Consider the following 17,426-nt stretch of genomic DNA (forward strand, 5'->3'; position numbering starts at 1 on the left):
TATCAACAAGCTTCTATGAAATAAGCAACAGAATCACATAATCATTTGTTTTCACTATGATTCCAAGCCCATTTGCCTTGCCAGCAAAGTAACCGGATGCAGCACTTCAATATTTATTTTTTTCTCATACAAACCATTGGCAATATGCATGGAGCAACCAATATTAGAAGTAACCAGGTACTTGGCATCACCTGCCACCAGGGCGGATATCTTATCATCCAGCAACATGCTTGCGATTTCAGGTTGATCCATAAAATAACTTCCCGCGGCACCACAGCATTGATCATTACCCGCCAACGGCACTGCCTGCGCACCCGGTATCCGCGCAATCAACTGATACGGATATATTTGATCATGCAATACATTACGCAAACTGCATGGATCATGCACCAGAATTTTTTGCGGCAATGGCGCTATTTTCACACTTTCCCATCCCTCGGCTTCAATCAGAAATTTGCTGATGTCTGTAATCCGGCTATGGCCATCAGCCACTTCAGATTCAAGCAGCTGCACACCACACCCCGATGCAGTACTGATTATTGCACTGACATTCAGCGCAGCAAAAGCTGCTTTATTTTGTTTTGCCAATGCAGCAGCCTGCTCTAGCCCGCCACTATGCTGATGTAGCGCACCACAGCAAGTTTGATTGGATGGAACATGAACGGTATAACCCAGACGATTTAATACATAAATGCTTGCATTCAATGTTGCGACATCGGTTATCCGCGCCACACAGCCCAGAAATAAAGCGACCTCACCTCGTTTTTCTCCTTTCGCAGGATAAACTTTCGCCCAGGTATTGCTAATCATGCGATTTCCATCTGTGGTTGCCGCATAGGGAAATTCAACTCGAGGCAGTTGTGCAATAAATTTAAATAATCTGTTTTTCTCCAGCAGATTAAATTTTAACAACCATCGTAACAAACCATTTTTCTGCAAAAAAGAAAGCAATTGCCGCAATTGCACCATGCGTGCAGACTTCGTCAGCAATAGCATTCGCAATAATATTTTTATATTTACATTTTGGCTCGACGTAGAGGATCTTGATTGATCTGCAATCAGAACACGAGCTTCATCAATTAAATGCCCATAAGCAACATGATTAGGGCACACTGCTTCACAAGCCCGGCACGTTAGGCAACGATCCATGTGCTGAATAAATTTTTTATTCAGTGGAATGCGCTCATTAGCAACCCCACTCATCAAAGCAATGCGCCCACGCGGGGAATCAGCTTCTGATTTCAACAAGCGATAAGTTGGGCAATGCGGCAAACACAGACCGCAAGAAACACATTGATTTGACTCAGCAATAATAAAATCCTTAGAGACCTCTGAAGACAATTTAATTAATCCTATGATAAAAATTCATGCTCAGATCTCCCCTTGCCAAGGAGAAATCAAAAACTTGATCAGTTTGCCACTTGTCAATAATAAAGAAATTACTGTAAAATTAAAGGTTCTTTGAAGACTTCTCGTGCAATTATAGGCTTATAGGCAAAAATATGGTTATTATTAGATTGGCAAGGGGCGGCGCTAAGAAACGCCCGTTTTTTAATATGGTTGTTGCAAATTCTCGTGATGCGCGCGATGGTCGATTTATAGAGCGCGTTGGTTTTTATAACCCAAGAGCTATTGGTGGCGAAGAAACGCTGCGCGTTCAACTGGATCGCATTACCTATTGGCAATCCAAAGGTGCGCAATTATCAGCAACAGCAAATCGACTGGTTAAGCAGTTTACTGTTAATAGCACAGCACCTAAAAATAGCTAAAGTTAACACAAACCAACAGTCGACCATGCCAATGGTGATAATGGGGCATGTTATTGGCCCTTTTGGTGTTCATGGTTGGATTAAAGTTCTCCCTTACACTGAGTATGCTGACGGATTAATGGAATATCCATCATGGTGGCTGAGTAAAGAAAATAGTGAATGGCAAGAAGTGCAAGTTGTGGCAGGTTACAGTAATGGTAATGCTTTAAACGCACAATTAAAGGAATATACCGACCGCACACAGGCTCTCAAGCTGAAAGGAATGCAAATAGCCATTCCACGCGATCAATTACCCGCTCTGCCAGAAGAAGGAGAATGCGGTTACTATTGGTCAGACTTGATTGGCACCGATGTATTCAATCTAAACAATGAGAACCTTGGTAAAGTCGCAGGATTGTTTGAAACTGGCGCGAACGATGTTTTACGCGTACAAAGTATAGATAAAGAAAAAAAAGAAATCCTCATTCCTTTTATTGAACAAGTTATCGTAAAAGTCGATTTGAAGCTTTCTCGGATCATAGTTGACTGGGGTATAGATTATTAAGGTCATGGACAATGCCTTTTGAATGTGACGTGATCACATTATTTCCGGAAATGTTCAACGCCATCACTCAATATGGTGTAACAGGAAAGGCTAGCAGAAACACCGTCTTTCAACTTAATACCTGGAATCCTCGTGACTTTACTCACGACAATTATCGTACTGTAGACGACAGTCCTTATGGCGGAGGACCAGGTATGGTAATGATGGCTCAACCGTTAGAAGATGCCATCATTCAAGCCAGAGCAAGACAAACCGCATTGGGTGTTGAGAAAACCAAAGTTATTTATCTGACACCACAAGGCAAACAATTGAATCATGCGTTGGTCAAGCAACTCAGCACCTTGCCGGGGTTTATTTTACTCTGCGGACGTTATGAAGGAATAGATGAGCGACTAATCATGCGCCAAGTAGACATGGAAATATCTATTGGGGATTATGTAGTCTCAGGTGGTGAATTAGCTGCAATGGTATTAATTGATTGTGTTGTTAGACAAATTCCGGGTACATTAGGTGACCCGGAATCAGCAAATCAGGACTCGTTTGTGGATGGTTTATTAGACTACCCACACTATACTCGACCTGAGTCGTATCAAGGCGATCATGTACCTGAAATACTGATGTCAGGCAATCATGCACATATAAACCGCTGGCGCTTACAGCAAACCATCGGTAGGACATGGCTCAAGCGACCTGATTTATTTGAGTTAAAATTTGCACACGGCATGACGATAGAAGAAGAGAAACTGTTGGAAGAGTTTAAACAATCCTGTAAATCCAGGTAGAATCAGCAAAATAGGGAAGAAAAGGAAGGAAATATGAACTTAATTGAGCAATTAGAAGCTGAAGAGATAAAACGTCTGAACAAAGACATACCCAATTTCTCCTCCGGGGATACAGTGATTGTTAATGTCAACGTTGTTGAGGGAGACCGCAAGCGTGTACAAGCTTATGAAGGTGTCGTCATCGCCAAGCGCAACCGTGGCCTGAATTCAGCCTTCACAGTACGTAAAATTTCAAGTGGAGAAGGCGTAGAACGTACCTTTCAAACATATTCGCCATTGATAGCGAATATTGAAATTAAACGCCGAGGTGCAGTGCGTCGTGCAAAACTTTATTATCTTAGAAATCTTGCAGGAAAATCCGCTCGTATTCGTGAAAAATTACCGACTCGTGAAAGTAAAAATTTAGCGTCAGCCAAACAGCAAACTTCGACACAAGAAGCTTCTGAAGCTGCTACCTAGCAGAAAAATAAGTCATCCGAAAAACAAAAAACCGTACGCCGTATTGTTAAATCAGTCGTACGGTTTTTTATGCAACACAATGATTTTAATAATCAAACAGAATGAGAAATCAAGTAACAGAACAACCTTGTTATTTATTTGAGTAGATCCAAGACATTCTCCGGCGGTCTACACAATTTAGCTTTGTCACCACGCACTACGATTGGACGCTGCATCAAATCAGGATTCTCCACCATTGCTTTGATGATTTCATCATCCGATGCAGTACTTAAATTACGCGCCGATGGCTCATCCTTGCGCAACACATCATGCACCGACATATTGAGCTTCTGAATCAATTCTTGCAATTTATCAGTCGTTAAAGGTGCTTCATAATAATTAACTGATTCAAATTCCTCACCACTATCTTTTAACAACGATAGTGTTGCTCTACATTTACTGCATGTAGGCTTCTGATAGATAATTATTTTATCACTCATAACACAACACTCTCTGATTTATACCGGTTCAAATCAATTCTTTGATTCAAAGTAAGTACATTTTAATTATTGGCACTTACAACAAGGCAAAAATATATGCTTATTTCACGCCACATTCAGATGAAATGGCTTTATAAGCAGATGATGATCCATTCAGTCCGAAAGTATCCACTGTTTCCGTCCCACGCGCTGATGCGCCCTTGACTACCAGAGAACTTCCACGTTTTATTGCATCCGTTATTTTATTGTCGGTCGACTCATCCGGAGCCCAAGCCGAATCATCCTGAGTAAAAAGACGAAAATTCTGATTATTGACTGTCACTGTCGCTTCACTACCAGGCTTGTACGAATAACCGGCAATATAGCTAAAGACATTTTTACTTTTCTCCGCTGGCCGGTGCGTTACCAAAACAAATACATCGCCTCGTTTTGTGTAATTACCCGAAGTTTTTTTGGGCTGACTCACCATATAGCAAACTTTATTATTGTTCTCCACAAACATATAGGCCGCCCAGTCACCATGTTCGCCAATCAATTTTGGCTCGGTAGCCTGAGCTGAGTTACACAACATAAGAATAGCGCTAGAAATTATTAATTGTTTAAATTTGAGCTTCATTTCGGAAACCTTCAGAATTAGGGGTACGGCATTATTACTCTACAGTGCTCTTACGACCTACAGTCACAATTAACAGCCCTCCATTTTGTAAATATAAAAACCGCTCTTGTTAATCTCATCGATGACATTTTCCGGAGCGCCTTGACTATGACAGAAACTACATTCCTTACTCGTCACGATTGCGTCACTTTCACCAATAGAAGTCAGCCATTGTTTTGCATATTCAACAGCTTTCTGATCATCTTTCACCGCGGTAAAAACATCAAAGTGCATCGTATGCCCATCTTTAGCTTTAACATAAGTATCATAAACATGAATTTGCATAATATTTCCTTAGAAAATCAATCATAACCAATAACACGCTCGTCACAGCAAGTTATTTTACAAATCAGATGTAACTATACCAATTAATCAATTGTACCGCCATGAGAATCACATAGCCCATCATGCTTCCGGCAACTGAATATGCTTTGTCTAGCGCGACTTAGCGCTATTTTTTTCTAGCGACAATCACGCCATCACGAACTGGGTTAATAAATGCATCGAATTCTGAATCATTAAAAATCAGTCGATTATGTTCCACAATTGCTTCCGTTGAACCTAATACCGCATCAATATAGTTCTCCATAGCAACACGGCCATGCCACAAGGCATTATCAGCAATATAAAGCCCCCCTGAACGAATGCGATTTCTGGCCATTTGCCAAATCTCCGGATAAGCATCTTTATCTACATCGTTATAACAAATATCAAACAAGCCATCCGTTTGCGCAAAAACATCCTGTGCCAGGCCTACACGAAATTCTGTGCGCTGCCATAAATCAACCGCAGCAAGATATTTCTCCGCACGTTCGCGATTTGCTGCATCAGCATCACTGCACATGACACATCCATCAGCACCGACCGCCTTAGCGAACCAGTACGCCGAATAACCAAAACCACTGCCAAATTCAAATACCCGCTTTGCGTTAATCATTTTGGCCTGAGTTTCAAGAAAAATACCGACCAAGCGATTAACAATCGGAAAATCTCTCAGTCGTGCAAATTCTTCCATCTCGATGAGAACAGGATGATCAGTATGCGTTAACAAGCTGCGCATATAGTCTTCAATGACCGGAGATTGAATACCATCACTCATACCTTCTCTCTATCAATAAATAGCAAATCAAAGCGGAATTATTCACTTTGTAGCCATCAATACACATTCTTCACCTGAGTTTTTATCTGCCCGAAAAACCCAACTGGCCGCAATTTGGAACCAGAATCCTCGCAAAATATCGCGAATCGTCACTAACCTATGCCCATCTTTAGTTGTTACTTTCTTCGATGATAAGCTGTTTTGACCAATGCCATCCGCACCGACAGGCGTCGTCCAACAATGTTGATGGCTAAAGCCCGCTTGTTGTGAAATTTGCATCAATGTTGCGCAGGTAAATAAATGCAGATGCCTCGGCGGCTCAAGGCCACGCCAGACTGCACCAAATTTACGGTGACCATAGCTTGCAGTGTTGGGAGTCAGCAATACCAATAAGCCATTCTTTTTCAGAATACGATTGCAAACGGTTAATAAGGCAACGGGGGCATGCACATGCTCAATCACATGACTCATAACCACCACATCATATTCTGCGGTTATTTCCATCGTCTCAAGCGGCCCCGTATGCACGTCAATGCCTCTGGTTTTGCGCACATATTCGGAAGCAATCGGATCAATCTCCTGCCCCGTAACTTCCCAGCCCAATGCCTGCAGCCGCGTTAATCGTTTGCCATTACCGCAACCCACTTCCAGCAATCGGCCTGGCGGCATCTTATCCAGATACATACATTTGTAACGCCGGCGCTCAGCACGCAAACCCAGCATCATAATACTCAGTGTATGCAGGATGGCGCGGACCACACGTGCCGATCGCGTTTGTTGCGCATCACTTGCTTGACCGTGTGTATAGTAACGCTGATAAGCTTTACCAATTTCACTGGGCGTTGGTCTTGGATCCAACCAGACAAGACCACACTTAGGGTCAGAGCACTTCTTTAAAGTCCATTCACCGGGTGAACCAAAAAGATAGTCCACCAAATTGCGATAAAGTAACTCGCCCTGTCTGCCACATAAATAGCAAACCGGCTTAGTTTCCGTACCAATTTGATCAGATTGCACCGTATCCTTGTTCACATCCGATAAATCTTGCATGACTACTCCACGCTTTATTAATCCGCAATCAGTTTAAAACACCACAAATAATTAACACAACCTTCTTTGCCAACTGACAGCAACTGCAGTGATCATCAGTAATAAAATCTGAGCCTTGCTAAAAATAATAAACGCATCCGTCAGTCCTGCCACAAAAATATAACTCAATAAACCAGCCCCCAGTATGCTTAACTGATTTTCCTTGAATATTTGATACCAACCCCGGAATAGCAGTAGCAAAGCCATTAGACCCAGGATGCCGATATGCATCGCAATTTCAATCCAATCATTATGATAGTGGGAGGTTTCCTGAAACTGCGGCAGGTTTTGGTAAATACCATTCTTGTAGGTCAGAATCGTGCGCTCAAAATAACGCTCAGGCACCCCGGTTCCATGACCCAATAATGGGCGCTCAATAATGCCATGTACGCCCACATCCCACATAGCCAGCCGATATCCCAAACTGGAGCTGTAGTTACCTTGTTGTAACAACTCGATATCATTTTTTACCTGAGACCATCTATCCTGAAAAACCGGACTGTTAGCAGCAAAAATCGCAGCGATCAAAAACACAGCTGCAGCAATGCCCATGAATTTCTTAATATCCACTTGATAGCGCAAGAAAAATAAACACAGCATAGCAACCAGCGTTGCAACCAGAAGCACTCTACCGCCTTGATGAAATTGCATCCACAATAATGCAAGCGCAACAATCCACAATATTATTTTCAGCGCCATTGATTGCTTCAAACTCGCCAGATAAGTGACCACTACGACACCTATCCCAAGCATCGCTGAGAAACTCAGGTAAGACATTCCCAGGGCTGGTACACCCTGCTCCCCCTTAACCAGCCAGTAATAAAGGCCCAGCGCTAAAACACCCAGATAGCCCAGCACAAGCGCGCCTATCACCCACGGCAGACGCGCTTTATTCAGAAGCGCGTAGAAAGGAATAAAAATCAGCAGAATAAAGTACTTCAACCACTTCATCCTGCCATCATCGGGTAACTCACCCCATAACAACCCTAGCAGCAGCAACGCACATAGCAGAAGAATGGCTTGTACAAATGGTTCTTTGATGACCTGATCAAATCGGTATAAGCCGCCATCCATCAACCAGGCTATGCCTAACAATGGAAAAGAAATAAAATTCAAACCGCCACGCCAGAATCCCACGCAGATAAAAATCAGCGACAATCTGATAAACAACTCGCGCCATGTCATATTAGTTTGTATGAAATCAATCGGTTGATATTTTTACTTCGCTGCTAACACTGCTAAATTGGACACTTATTCCGGATGTCGTTTGGAAATATCTTGCCTGGATACAGACTCGATTGATCCATCTTTCTGAGAATCTGAGCGTCGTGCTGCTAATTCAAACTGTCTTTTTTCCATTTTCATATCATCCAGTTTACGCATATGGACAAACAGTGCTAATAACATGCGTAGCACGATTGAAACGCCCGGCAGAATCCACACCGCAGCAATGCGTTTATCCTCGCGTGACCAACCGCGCAGCATCAATTTCATGATTATTCTGAAACTTGCCGCGCTGTTGCGCATCTGCAGGCAAGATAACTGAGGTAATGGCACGGGCGTCAGCCAATGAATACCGCCGCCTTGCCGCAACACATGTTCGATCGAATCAGCGAGCTGAGCCGGCAAATCGGTCAGCGTATAGTGCCCTGACACCAGCAGGATATTTTGGCGCGCTTCCGGATAACGCGATAGGTACAAGTCACGATTACGCTGCGCCAATAACCGGTAGGTTTGTCCGCGCCCGAATGATGCGCCGCCCGCATGACGGATATGAGCGTCCGGATGCACACCCATGTGCCACCCTTGTTGATCCAGCCGGCGTCCCAAATCCGTGTCCTCAAAATAGCCCCGACCAAATTGTGCGTCAAATCCACCCAGCGCAACAAATAGATTGCGTCGGATTAAAAAAGCGTAGCCTTGAAAGCGATAGGTAGCAATATATCCACCAGGCCGCCGCACGTAACGTTCAAGACGATGCTTGGCAAAATTGTCAACGGCAGGACTGATCACTGCTAATTGCGGATCAGCCGCAAAAGCCTCGCACAATATTGGCAAGAAATTTTCATGAATCTCTGTGTCTGAATTGAGTACCAATACCAGGTCAGCATCAGAGCGCGCAATCGCTTCATTGACCGATTTGCCGTACCCTTGATTTTCAGGCGCGTGATGAATATGCAACTGCCGGTAAGACAAGCCATCGAGCATTGCGCCGGTTTCAGCGCCTGATGCGTCATCCTGAACGTAAATAGTCCTGATCGACTGACCAAGATAGGTTACAACTGAATCAATGCAACGCTTGGTCAACGCCGACGCATTATAAACCGGGATAATGACATCAACAGACGGTGCAACGGACTCATTCATACGAATTTAGGCCCTTTCAAATATCAGGTACGCCTCTCCCCAGTTTCTGGTCGATCTTTGTTTAACCTTAAGACCTGCCTGTTCCATTAAAGCAATCGCTGTATTCTGTTCCTCGTCAGTGCCCAGCTCAATGATAACCGACCGCAATGCGGGATGTGCAAATACCGATTTGGCACCGTTCAGAATAGAGATTTCTATGCCATCGACATCGATTTTCATATAATTCGGATAAGGAAATCCCCACTTGCCGCACAAATCATCCAGTGTAACGCCAAACATCCCCTGGACATGCGTCGCTGATATTTTCATATTCTCAATGTCTTCATGCCCGAATTGCGACCGGTTCCCGCCAGGGATAAATTTGGGGATATACAATTTGGAAAATTCACTTTGGCCCGACACTGCAACGCAGTACGATAAAATATTTTCTCCCAGGTTATTAAAAATAATATTTTTGTTGAGCGCATAGTAGTTGTTGCTTTGCGGCTCAAACGCATACACCTGGATTTTGTCGCCATATTTTTTGGCTGGATATAAGGAATATTGGCCGATATTGGCACCAATATCAAAATAACATGAGCCCGGTTCAAAACTGTCCAGCCAATCCAGCGTATCCGGCTCTTTAATCGAATAGGTTCTTGCCCGTTGAAGGGTGCGCAAGTGATCGACTGAAATTAAAATTCGCTGATCTCTAACCTGTATATCCGCATACCCGCCTTTCAGCTTATACGCTGCCACAACCAACTCATTGAATATGTCTTTCGCTGACATCATGATCACTTTAAAAGTTATATGGATTAAGCCTTGGTTTTATAAGGCAAGCATGGAAGTCGCTCAACACGCTGATTGCTCAAGCAGCGCGACATAACGAGGCAACACGTCCGCATCCGGAAAATCCAGCATTTCCTTCAAGAAATGCTGCCGATGCTCTTCAACATAAAAAGCATCGCAACCATGGGCTAAAAAACCATTAATTTTCTCATACACATCATCGCGGCATTTCAATTCCGTTTCCGGCATGTAATAAGCCACAGCTGAGCGAGCGGCGATTAAATAATCAGCGGCCAACACCGGTTTTTTTGCTCTGACAGCTTCAAAAACTACCGAAGTTGCCAAATCAATAATGACATCGGACCAATTCATCAAATGAACCGAATGCGCATCATCGCCGGCAATGCGCACATTGGGCAATTGCTTGATCGTGCTGTCCTTCGTCAGCGACTGCTTCCAACCGCTGCGCGTATGCGGCTTGATGATCAATTCCACGCCGGGAAACTCAGCGATCATATGCACCACTTCACTCACTTCTTCCCAGAATGTCGTGAAGTTGGCTTTTCTCAGGAACATCACAATCTTAAGCCGGCTATCCGAACGGACTAACGGCGAAGGCGGCATCAACCCGGAAAGTATTTTCAACCACTCTTCACAGTACCGTGGCGAGCCTAAAACAGCCAGCTGGTCTGCCGTCATAAATGGACGAAAACGTATGGCGCATAGCTGGTTGGGCACCACCACCTTATCGAATATCGTGGCTGCCGAGAATGTAACATCGGGCTCCACGCGCCTTTCACCGCGACGAATCAATTGGCTGGCGTGCGGACTATCGCCATGCGGCAAGGATACGGCACCCAATCCTCGGCTTTTTGCCATTGCCACCACCACTTCGACCCATTCCACACAAATCACCGAATTCCGTTCAATCCAGTCAAAAGCGATAACGCCCTTGCCCGCACTGCCAAAACTTCTGTTCAGCAGATATTCCGCCGTATGCCGCCACAACGGTTCGCGTCGTTTTTCATCATAGCGCTCAGCCAATCGGGTCACTAATGGGCCGATAACTTGTATGCGCCGTACATTGCGCGTCAATAAAAACATCTGTAAACGCCATTTGATATATTCGAGCGATGAAAATAGCTCGCGTATATGCGCTACACGCACACCTTCCAGCTGACTTAAATATTTAACGCGAAAATCACGACGGAATGCTGTGGAACCGATCAGTACCACGTCGCATTGATGACCCGATTTGATCCATTTGTAAATGACCGGAGTGACATGATCGATGTCGTTATAGTGGCGCAGAAAAAAGAGAGCCTTCATAGCGATAAGATGATCACAAAAATATTCAAAACATGCAGCATCTCTATTATTTTCCCAATTTAAACAAAAGATTCTGTAAAGCGCGCCATTCTACTCTTGCCACTATCCAATTACCAGCAGCGCATCTGCACATCGCCGCGATAAAATTTCAGCACGCAACATATCGTTTAAATTTAACAATAAATATTGCCCAACAAACAAGAAAAACCTGATAATCAGCAAATAGCTTCTGGGCATAATTTCTAATACTTGTAAAACTAACCAATCACACACTATTTCCATGAAAACAATCGCTGTCATACCTGCCCGCATGGGCTCATCGCGTTTCCCCGGCAAGCCCATCGCAAAAATACTGGGACGCCCGATGATTGAGCACATCTATAAACGCGTCGCCTTGAGCAAATCACTCGATGCCACCTATATTGCAACCTGCGATGAAGAAATCCGGCAAGTGGCAGAAAGCTTTGGCGCACCCGTCATCATGACATCCGATACGCACGAACGCGCCAGCGATCGTGTCGCTGAAGCAGTGGTCTACCTGGATGCCGATCTGATCGTCATGGTGCAAGGAGATGAACCGATGACGCACCCGGACATGATTGATACCGCCGTGGCACCGTTTAGAGATGACCCGCAATTGGGTTGCGTCAATTTGGTGCGCAAAATTGATCACGAAGCGGATTATCTGGATCCTAATACCATCAAGGTGGTGATGAATCAACAAGGTGACGCCCTGTACATGTCACGCCGCCCCATTCCGACATTGGCCAAAACCGGTTTCGCCGATACCGCCGCTTACAAACAGGTCTGCATCATCCCATTTCGCCGCACCACACTGTATCAATATACCCACCTGACACCAACGTCATTGGAGCAATTGGAATCCGTCGACATGCTGCGCCTGCTCGAACATGGCTTCAAAGTCAAAATGGTACACACGGAATTCAATACCCAGGCAGTGGATACCGCAGCGGATTTGGCACGTGTTGCCAAACTGATGGAAACAGACCCACTACTCTCTCGCTACTAGGAAATGCCATGTCATTAAAATCAAGATTGAACCGGTCTGAATTGACCATTGGTTCTTGGGTCACACTGGGACATCCGTCGATTGCCGAAATCATGGCGGCAGCGGGATTTGACTGGCTGGTGCTGGATATGGAGCACAGCGTACTGGAACTCAGCGAGGTGCAAGCCATCATCCAAGTGCTGGACGGCAAGCAATGTCCGGCGATTGTACGCCTGACGTCAAACCATCCCGATCAGATCAAACGCGTCATGGATGCCGGCGCGACCGGTATCATGGTACCGATGATCAAATCCGCCATGGATGCCCAGGCAGCCGTAGATGGTATGTACTATCCGCCACGCGGGCAACGAGGTGTCGGCCTGGCGCGCGCGCAGGGTTATGGTTCAAGCTTCCAGGCCTACCGGCAATGGCTGGAAGACAATGCGGTGATCGTCGTCATGATCGAACATGTCGACGCCGTCGGTGCTATTGACAGCATACTGGCCGTTCCCGGTATTGACGCTTACATCATCGGCCCCTACGATTTGTCCGGTTCGATGGGCCGCCCCGGCGATCTTAATCACCCTGACGTGCAAGCGGCCATCGCCAAAGTTCTCGAAGCAGGCCGCCGCGCCCAAAAACCCGGCGGCATCCATGTCATCGAACCCGATCCACAAGCGCTGCAACAACGCATTCAGGCAGGTTTCAATTTCCTCGGCTATGGCTTGGATATCCGCATTCTGGATTCGATCTGCCGCACACACTTACAAAGTATCCGCGCAACACTCAAAACATCATGAACGCATTGGTCATATCCACTTCCTCCTTCGACATCGACAATAATCCGCCGCTTCAGCAATTGCTGCAACAAGGCATGCACATCATCACCAATCCGCATCGCCGCAAACTCACCGAAGATGAAATTATCGAATTACTGAGCGGCGGCGCAATCGGCCTGATTGCCGGCATCGAACCGTTGACTGAGCGGGTACTTGAATCCACCCGGAATCTGAAAGTCATTTCACGCTGCGGTGCCGGGTTGGACAGCGTCGATCTGGCTGCGGCAAAGCACCATGGCATTACCGTACTGAACACGCCGGAAGCACCGGCGCAAGCGGTGGCGGAACTGACGCTGGGGTACATTTTGACGTTATTGCGGCAAATCAACCCGATTGATCAAGCGGTACGCAAAGGCGAATGGCCGCGCACGCAAGGTCGTCTGCTGGCCGCGCAAACGGTCGGTATCATCGGCATGGGACATATTGGCCGCCGTGTCGCGCGCCTGTGTCAGGCATTTGAAGCCACCGTCATCGCGCATGATCCATATGCCAATCAGGTACCTGAAGACGTCACATTGATGCCGCTGGAACAATTGCTGGTCACCGCCGACATCATCACGCTGCACCTGCCTTACGCACCAGACACGCATCATCTGTTGGATACCAAGGCATTCGCCGCTATGAAGCCTGAAGCAATTGTCATCAATGCGGCGCGCGGTGGACTGGTCGATGAAAACGCGCTGGCGGCGGCATTACAAACCGGAAAACTCAGTGCCGCTGCGTTGGATGTCTTTGAGCAGGAACCCTATCATGGTCCACTCATCGAATGCGGCAACATCATCCTGACCTCGCATGTCGGCTCCCTTGCCAGAGAATCGCGGCAGCGCATGGAAATCGAAGCCGCTGAGAATCTACTGCAGGGTTTGATCAAAACCGGTTTAATCAAATAACGGATAACACTATGTTGAACGAAACAGTTGTGGTATTTGGCGCCAGTGGTTTCTTGGGCAGTCACGTTGCCGATGCCCTGTCGACCGCTGGTTACAAAGTACGATTATTTGACCGCAGCCCGTCACCGTATCTTAAAAGCAATCAGGAGATGATCATTGGCGATATCATGAATCTCGATCAGGTCATCGAAGCCGCCAAAGGCACATCCATCGTTTACAACTTTGCCGCGATTGCGGACATCGATGAAGCCAATGACAAGCCTATTCCCACTGCAACCATCAACGTATTAGGCAACATGCACGCATTGGAAGCCGCGCGCATCGTCGGCGCCCGCCGTTTTGTCTTTGCCAGCAGCATTTATGTGTATTCCGAGTCCGGTTCTTTTTATCGCGCCAGCAAGCAGGCCGCGGAACGTTTCACCGAAACCTATCATGACCGCTACGGCCTGGATTACAGCATCCTGCGCTATGGCTCGCTGTATGGTAGGCGCTCAGATAAACGCAACGGCATTTACCGCATGCTGCACGAAGCCGTTGCACACCATTCCATTACCTACAAAGGCAGCGGCGATGCCATGCGCGAATATATTCACGTGGAAGATGCCGCGCGCATGAGCGTGCAAATTTTAGCGCCTGAATTTGCCAACCGGCATCTGATTCTGACCGGACAGGAAAGGCTGCGCATCAAAGATGTCATGACCATGATCTCGGAAATCCTGCCGTGGCCGGTTGAATTGCATTTTGACGAAGCCAATGCCGTGCACCACTATGAAATTACGCCTTATGCGTTTCAACCACGCATCGGCCGCAAATTGGTATTGAACGAACATGTCGATCTCGGGCAGGGCATCCTCGATTGCCTGCGCGAAATTCACCAGGATCTGCATCACGGCGATGAAAACGACGACGCCACCCCGGCAACCTCAGATAACCGCGCATAAACATGAAGAATTTCGACTGGCAGGCGATCATCTTTGATTTTGACGGCGTGGTGGTGGAATCCGGAAAAATCAAAACCCAGGCATTCGCGGAACTCTACCGTCCTTATGGCGAAGACATCGTCGTCCAGGTCGTGCAATTTCACACCCAGAATGGCGGCATGTCGCGCTACCGCAAATTCCGCCATTTCCAGCAACATTTTCTCAACAAACCACCTTTAACTGAAGCGGAAGAAAAACAACTGGACACCCGTTTTTCCGAATTGGTGGTAGAAGCTGTCATCGCCGCCGAAGCCGTCCCCGGCGCGATAGAATTGATCCGCCAGCAAGCCGAAAAAATCCCTTTATTTGTCGCCTCCGGCACACCGGAAACAGAACTCAAAGTCATCGTCGAACGCCGCGGCCTGACCCCTTACTTTAAAGAAGTGCGCGGCGCACCGGCACTCAAACCAACCATCATCGCGGAAATATTATCCGCATACGCACTCCAACCCGAATCGGTGCTCATGATCGGCGACGCCATGGCGGATCTTGAAGGCGCGCAAGCCAACGGCACCGCTTTCCTGGGCCGCGTCTTTCCCGGCGATCCGAATCCTTTTCCAGCCGATGTGAAAATCGTTCCAGATTTACGCGGATTAGTCGCTTAAGACTATCAGTTTCCCGATGCAAAGACATGTCTACCCGGATATCGAATCGTTAAGCCAAAGCTTCGCGGAATACGTTGAAACCACGCTGCAAAACACCTTAACCCGCAAACAGCACGCAACACTGGCTGTTCCCGGCGGCAACACCCCGCGCCATTACCTGCCCGCATTGGCAAAATGTGCATTACCCTGGGATCGCATCACTGTCACACTCAGCGACGAGCGCTGGGTCGATGTCACCAATGAACAATCCAACGAACATCTGGTGAAACAACACCTGATGAATCACCTTCCCGCAAATACGCCTTTCGTCGGACTCAAAACCCAACACGACAATCCTTTTAATGCTGTCGATGAGATTCACCAGCGACTAAATAACCTGCCGCCACCATTAAGTTTGACGGTACTAGGCTTGGGAGAAGATGGGCATATTGCTTCACTATTTCCGGGAATGAATCCCGATCTGCTGTCTATACATCACTGTGTGGCTGTTGAACCACCGATTGCGCCATCACTGCGGGTTAGTCTTTCATTGAAAATGCTGACGGAGAGTGAACATATTGCGTTGGTTGTTACTGGGAAGGCCAAACGGCGGTTGCTGGATCAATTGAGTGAGCATTCTGATTCGGGAATACCTTTGACTTGGCTATTACAGCACACTCAATCACCTGTTATAGTGTTTGAAAATAACGATTAAATATATCAATATGTCTCTAAATGTATTTGATTTTTTCTCGGGATGTGGAGGAACCAGCAAAGGATTTCAAAATGCTGGTCTAAAGCCGGTGTTTGCACTGGATCATGATCTTGATGCAGCAGACACTTTCAGAAGGAATTTCCCGGATGTTTGCTTTAGTCATTCCGATATAACAAAATTTGATGAAAACGAACTTAATTCGATATTCAATGAGAAAAAACGAAATGCCACGCTATTTTGTGGATGCGCCCCATGTCAGCCTTTCACCCGGCAAAACACGAAAAAACCGGACTCGGAAAACGACATAAGAAGAACTTTATTATCCAGATTTGGTGAGCTTATAGAAAAATTTTCCCCTGACTATGTATTTGTGGAAAATGTTCCAGGCATTCAAAGTATCACCGGACATGGTATTTTGGTTCGCTTTAGAATGCATCTTGAGAATTTAGGGTATAAAACGGTAATTTATGTTGTTGAATCTCAAAATTATGGGGTGCCTCAGCGTCGCCGCAGACTTGTATTTCTGGCATCGAAAAATGCGGAGATCGATCTGCCTACGCCTACTCATGGACCGGGTACTGAACTTCCTTATGAAACGGTACGAAACCGGATCAGTCATTTACCGGCGATAGAAGCCGGCGAAATTCATAAAACCGTACCCAATCATCGTGCTGCAAGATTATCATCCCTTAATTTGCAGAGAATCATGTCCACTCCACCGGAAGGTTCACGGGCCGATTGGCCAGCTGAATTGAGACTGGCATGTCATACCAAGACCGGCTATACCGGACATACGGATGTGTATGGCCGCATGAAATGGGATGAACCGGCTACTGGACTGACTACCCGTTGTGTCAGTTTATCGAACGGAAGATTCGGGCACCCGGAGCAACACCGGGCGATCAGTGTGCGGGAAGCAGCTGCATTGCAAACATTTCCTGATGATTTTATTTTCCACGGTTCGTTAAATTCACAGGCCCGCCAAATAGGAAATGCGGTACCGGTTTTACTGGCCGAAGCATTCGGACGGCATATCTTGGAACACATGAAGCGGCATCAACGATAA

General features: G+C 46.4%; 21 protein-coding genes. 11 read left to right on the forward strand and 10 right to left on the reverse strand.

The window, feature by feature from the left end:
* Positions 1-54 precede the first annotated feature (54 nt).
* Entirely contained in the window at positions 55-1,341 is a 1,287-nt protein-coding gene (locus Q0K92_RS04180) for a (Fe-S)-binding protein (protein ID WP_297324547.1), read from the reverse strand.
* Positions 1,342-1,502: 161 nt separating this feature from the next.
* On the opposite strand from Q0K92_RS04180, the gene rpsP reads away from it, so the two are divergent.
* From rpsP to rplS, 4 genes are read left to right on the forward strand one after another with little or no spacing between them, the layout of a single operon-like run.
* A complete protein-coding gene (gene rpsP, locus Q0K92_RS04185) occupies positions 1,503-1,769 on the forward strand; it encodes a 30S ribosomal protein S16 (protein WP_297324548.1) in 267 nt (88 codons plus the stop codon).
* A 25-nt stretch (positions 1,770-1,794) separates the two neighbouring features.
* Complete coding sequence (rimM, locus tag Q0K92_RS04190; protein ID WP_366084025.1) at positions 1,795-2,313, forward strand: ribosome maturation factor RimM; 519 nt, start codon at positions 1,795-1,797, stop codon at positions 2,311-2,313.
* An 11-nt stretch (positions 2,314-2,324) separates the two neighbouring features.
* Entirely contained in the window at positions 2,325-3,095 is a 771-nt protein-coding gene (gene trmD, locus Q0K92_RS04195; RefSeq protein WP_297324549.1) for a tRNA (guanosine(37)-N1)-methyltransferase TrmD, read from the forward strand.
* Positions 3,096-3,128: 33 nt separating this feature from the next.
* Complete coding sequence (rplS, locus tag Q0K92_RS04200) at positions 3,129-3,554, forward strand: 50S ribosomal protein L19 (RefSeq protein WP_297324550.1); 426 nt, start codon at positions 3,129-3,131, stop codon at positions 3,552-3,554.
* Positions 3,555-3,688: 134 nt separating this feature from the next.
* Here rplS and Q0K92_RS04205 read toward each other — a convergent pair whose 3' ends face one another.
* From Q0K92_RS04205 to Q0K92_RS04245, 9 genes are all read right to left on the reverse strand, one after another.
* Positions 3,689-4,033, reverse strand: coding sequence for an arsenate reductase family protein (locus Q0K92_RS04205; protein WP_297324551.1), 345 nt, complete (start codon positions 4,031-4,033; stop codon positions 3,689-3,691).
* Between the two features lie 100 nt (positions 4,034-4,133).
* On the reverse strand, positions 4,134-4,649 hold the full coding sequence (locus Q0K92_RS04210) for an invasion associated locus B family protein (protein WP_297324552.1): 516 nt from the start codon (positions 4,647-4,649) through the stop codon (positions 4,134-4,136).
* A 69-nt stretch (positions 4,650-4,718) separates the two neighbouring features.
* Positions 4,719-4,973: a DUF2024 family protein gene (locus Q0K92_RS04215; RefSeq protein WP_297324553.1), complete on the reverse strand. Its 255-nt coding sequence runs from the start codon at positions 4,971-4,973 to the stop codon at positions 4,719-4,721.
* Positions 4,974-5,139: 166 nt separating this feature from the next.
* A complete protein-coding gene (locus Q0K92_RS04220) occupies positions 5,140-5,787 on the reverse strand; it encodes an O-methyltransferase (RefSeq protein ID WP_297324554.1) in 648 nt (215 codons plus the stop codon).
* A gap of 42 nt (positions 5,788-5,829) precedes the next feature.
* Positions 5,830-6,837 (reverse strand): class I SAM-dependent methyltransferase, encoded by a 1,008-nt coding sequence (locus tag Q0K92_RS04225; protein ID WP_297324555.1) that lies wholly within the window; start codon positions 6,835-6,837, stop codon positions 5,830-5,832.
* 51 nt (positions 6,838-6,888) lie between these two features.
* Positions 6,889-8,061 carry an O-antigen ligase family protein gene (locus Q0K92_RS04230; protein WP_297324556.1) on the reverse strand — a complete coding sequence of 391 codons (1,173 nt, stop codon included), beginning with the start codon at positions 8,059-8,061 and terminating at the stop codon, positions 6,889-6,891.
* Between the two features lie 66 nt (positions 8,062-8,127).
* Positions 8,128-9,243, reverse strand: coding sequence for a glycosyltransferase family 2 protein (locus Q0K92_RS04235; protein WP_297324557.1), 1,116 nt, complete (start codon positions 9,241-9,243; stop codon positions 8,128-8,130).
* A 6-nt stretch (positions 9,244-9,249) separates the two neighbouring features.
* Positions 9,250-10,014 carry an FkbM family methyltransferase gene (locus Q0K92_RS04240; protein WP_297324558.1) on the reverse strand — a complete coding sequence of 255 codons (765 nt, stop codon included), beginning with the start codon at positions 10,012-10,014 and terminating at the stop codon, positions 9,250-9,252.
* Positions 10,015-10,077: 63 nt separating this feature from the next.
* The gene (locus tag Q0K92_RS04245) at positions 10,078-11,343 is read right to left on the reverse strand and encodes a hypothetical protein (protein ID WP_297324559.1); all 1,266 of its coding nucleotides are present in this window, start codon (positions 11,341-11,343) and stop codon (positions 10,078-10,080) included.
* Positions 11,344-11,623: 280 nt separating this feature from the next.
* On the opposite strand from Q0K92_RS04245, the gene Q0K92_RS04250 reads away from it, so the two are divergent.
* The 7 genes from Q0K92_RS04250 to Q0K92_RS04280 are packed head-to-tail and all read left to right on the forward strand — an operon-like array spanning position 11,624 to position 17,426.
* Positions 11,624-12,373 (forward strand): 3-deoxy-manno-octulosonate cytidylyltransferase, encoded by a 750-nt coding sequence (locus tag Q0K92_RS04250; RefSeq protein WP_297324560.1) that lies wholly within the window; start codon positions 11,624-11,626, stop codon positions 12,371-12,373.
* 8 nt (positions 12,374-12,381) lie between these two features.
* Entirely contained in the window at positions 12,382-13,152 is a 771-nt protein-coding gene (locus tag Q0K92_RS04255; protein ID WP_297324561.1) for an aldolase/citrate lyase family protein, read from the forward strand.
* Positions 13,149-14,081, forward strand: a complete 933-nt coding sequence (locus Q0K92_RS04260; RefSeq protein WP_297324562.1) for a phosphoglycerate dehydrogenase — start codon at positions 13,149-13,151, stop codon at positions 14,079-14,081. The genes Q0K92_RS04255 and Q0K92_RS04260 overlap by 4 nt, the downstream gene beginning before the upstream one ends.
* A gap of 11 nt (positions 14,082-14,092) precedes the next feature.
* Entirely contained in the window at positions 14,093-15,022 is a 930-nt protein-coding gene (locus Q0K92_RS04265; protein ID WP_297324563.1) for an NAD(P)-dependent oxidoreductase, read from the forward strand.
* Between the two features lie 2 nt (positions 15,023-15,024).
* Positions 15,025-15,666, forward strand: coding sequence for an HAD-IA family hydrolase (locus Q0K92_RS04270; protein WP_297324564.1), 642 nt, complete (start codon positions 15,025-15,027; stop codon positions 15,664-15,666).
* A 16-nt stretch (positions 15,667-15,682) separates the two neighbouring features.
* Positions 15,683-16,360: a 6-phosphogluconolactonase gene (pgl, locus tag Q0K92_RS04275; RefSeq protein WP_297324565.1), complete on the forward strand. Its 678-nt coding sequence runs from the start codon at positions 15,683-15,685 to the stop codon at positions 16,358-16,360.
* Positions 16,361-16,370: 10 nt separating this feature from the next.
* Entirely contained in the window at positions 16,371-17,426 is a 1,056-nt protein-coding gene (locus Q0K92_RS04280; RefSeq protein ID WP_297324566.1) for a DNA cytosine methyltransferase, read from the forward strand.

It is taken from the genome of Nitrosomonas sp., assembly GCF_024282095.1.
GTDB lineage: Bacteria > Pseudomonadota > Gammaproteobacteria > Burkholderiales > Nitrosomonadaceae > Nitrosomonas.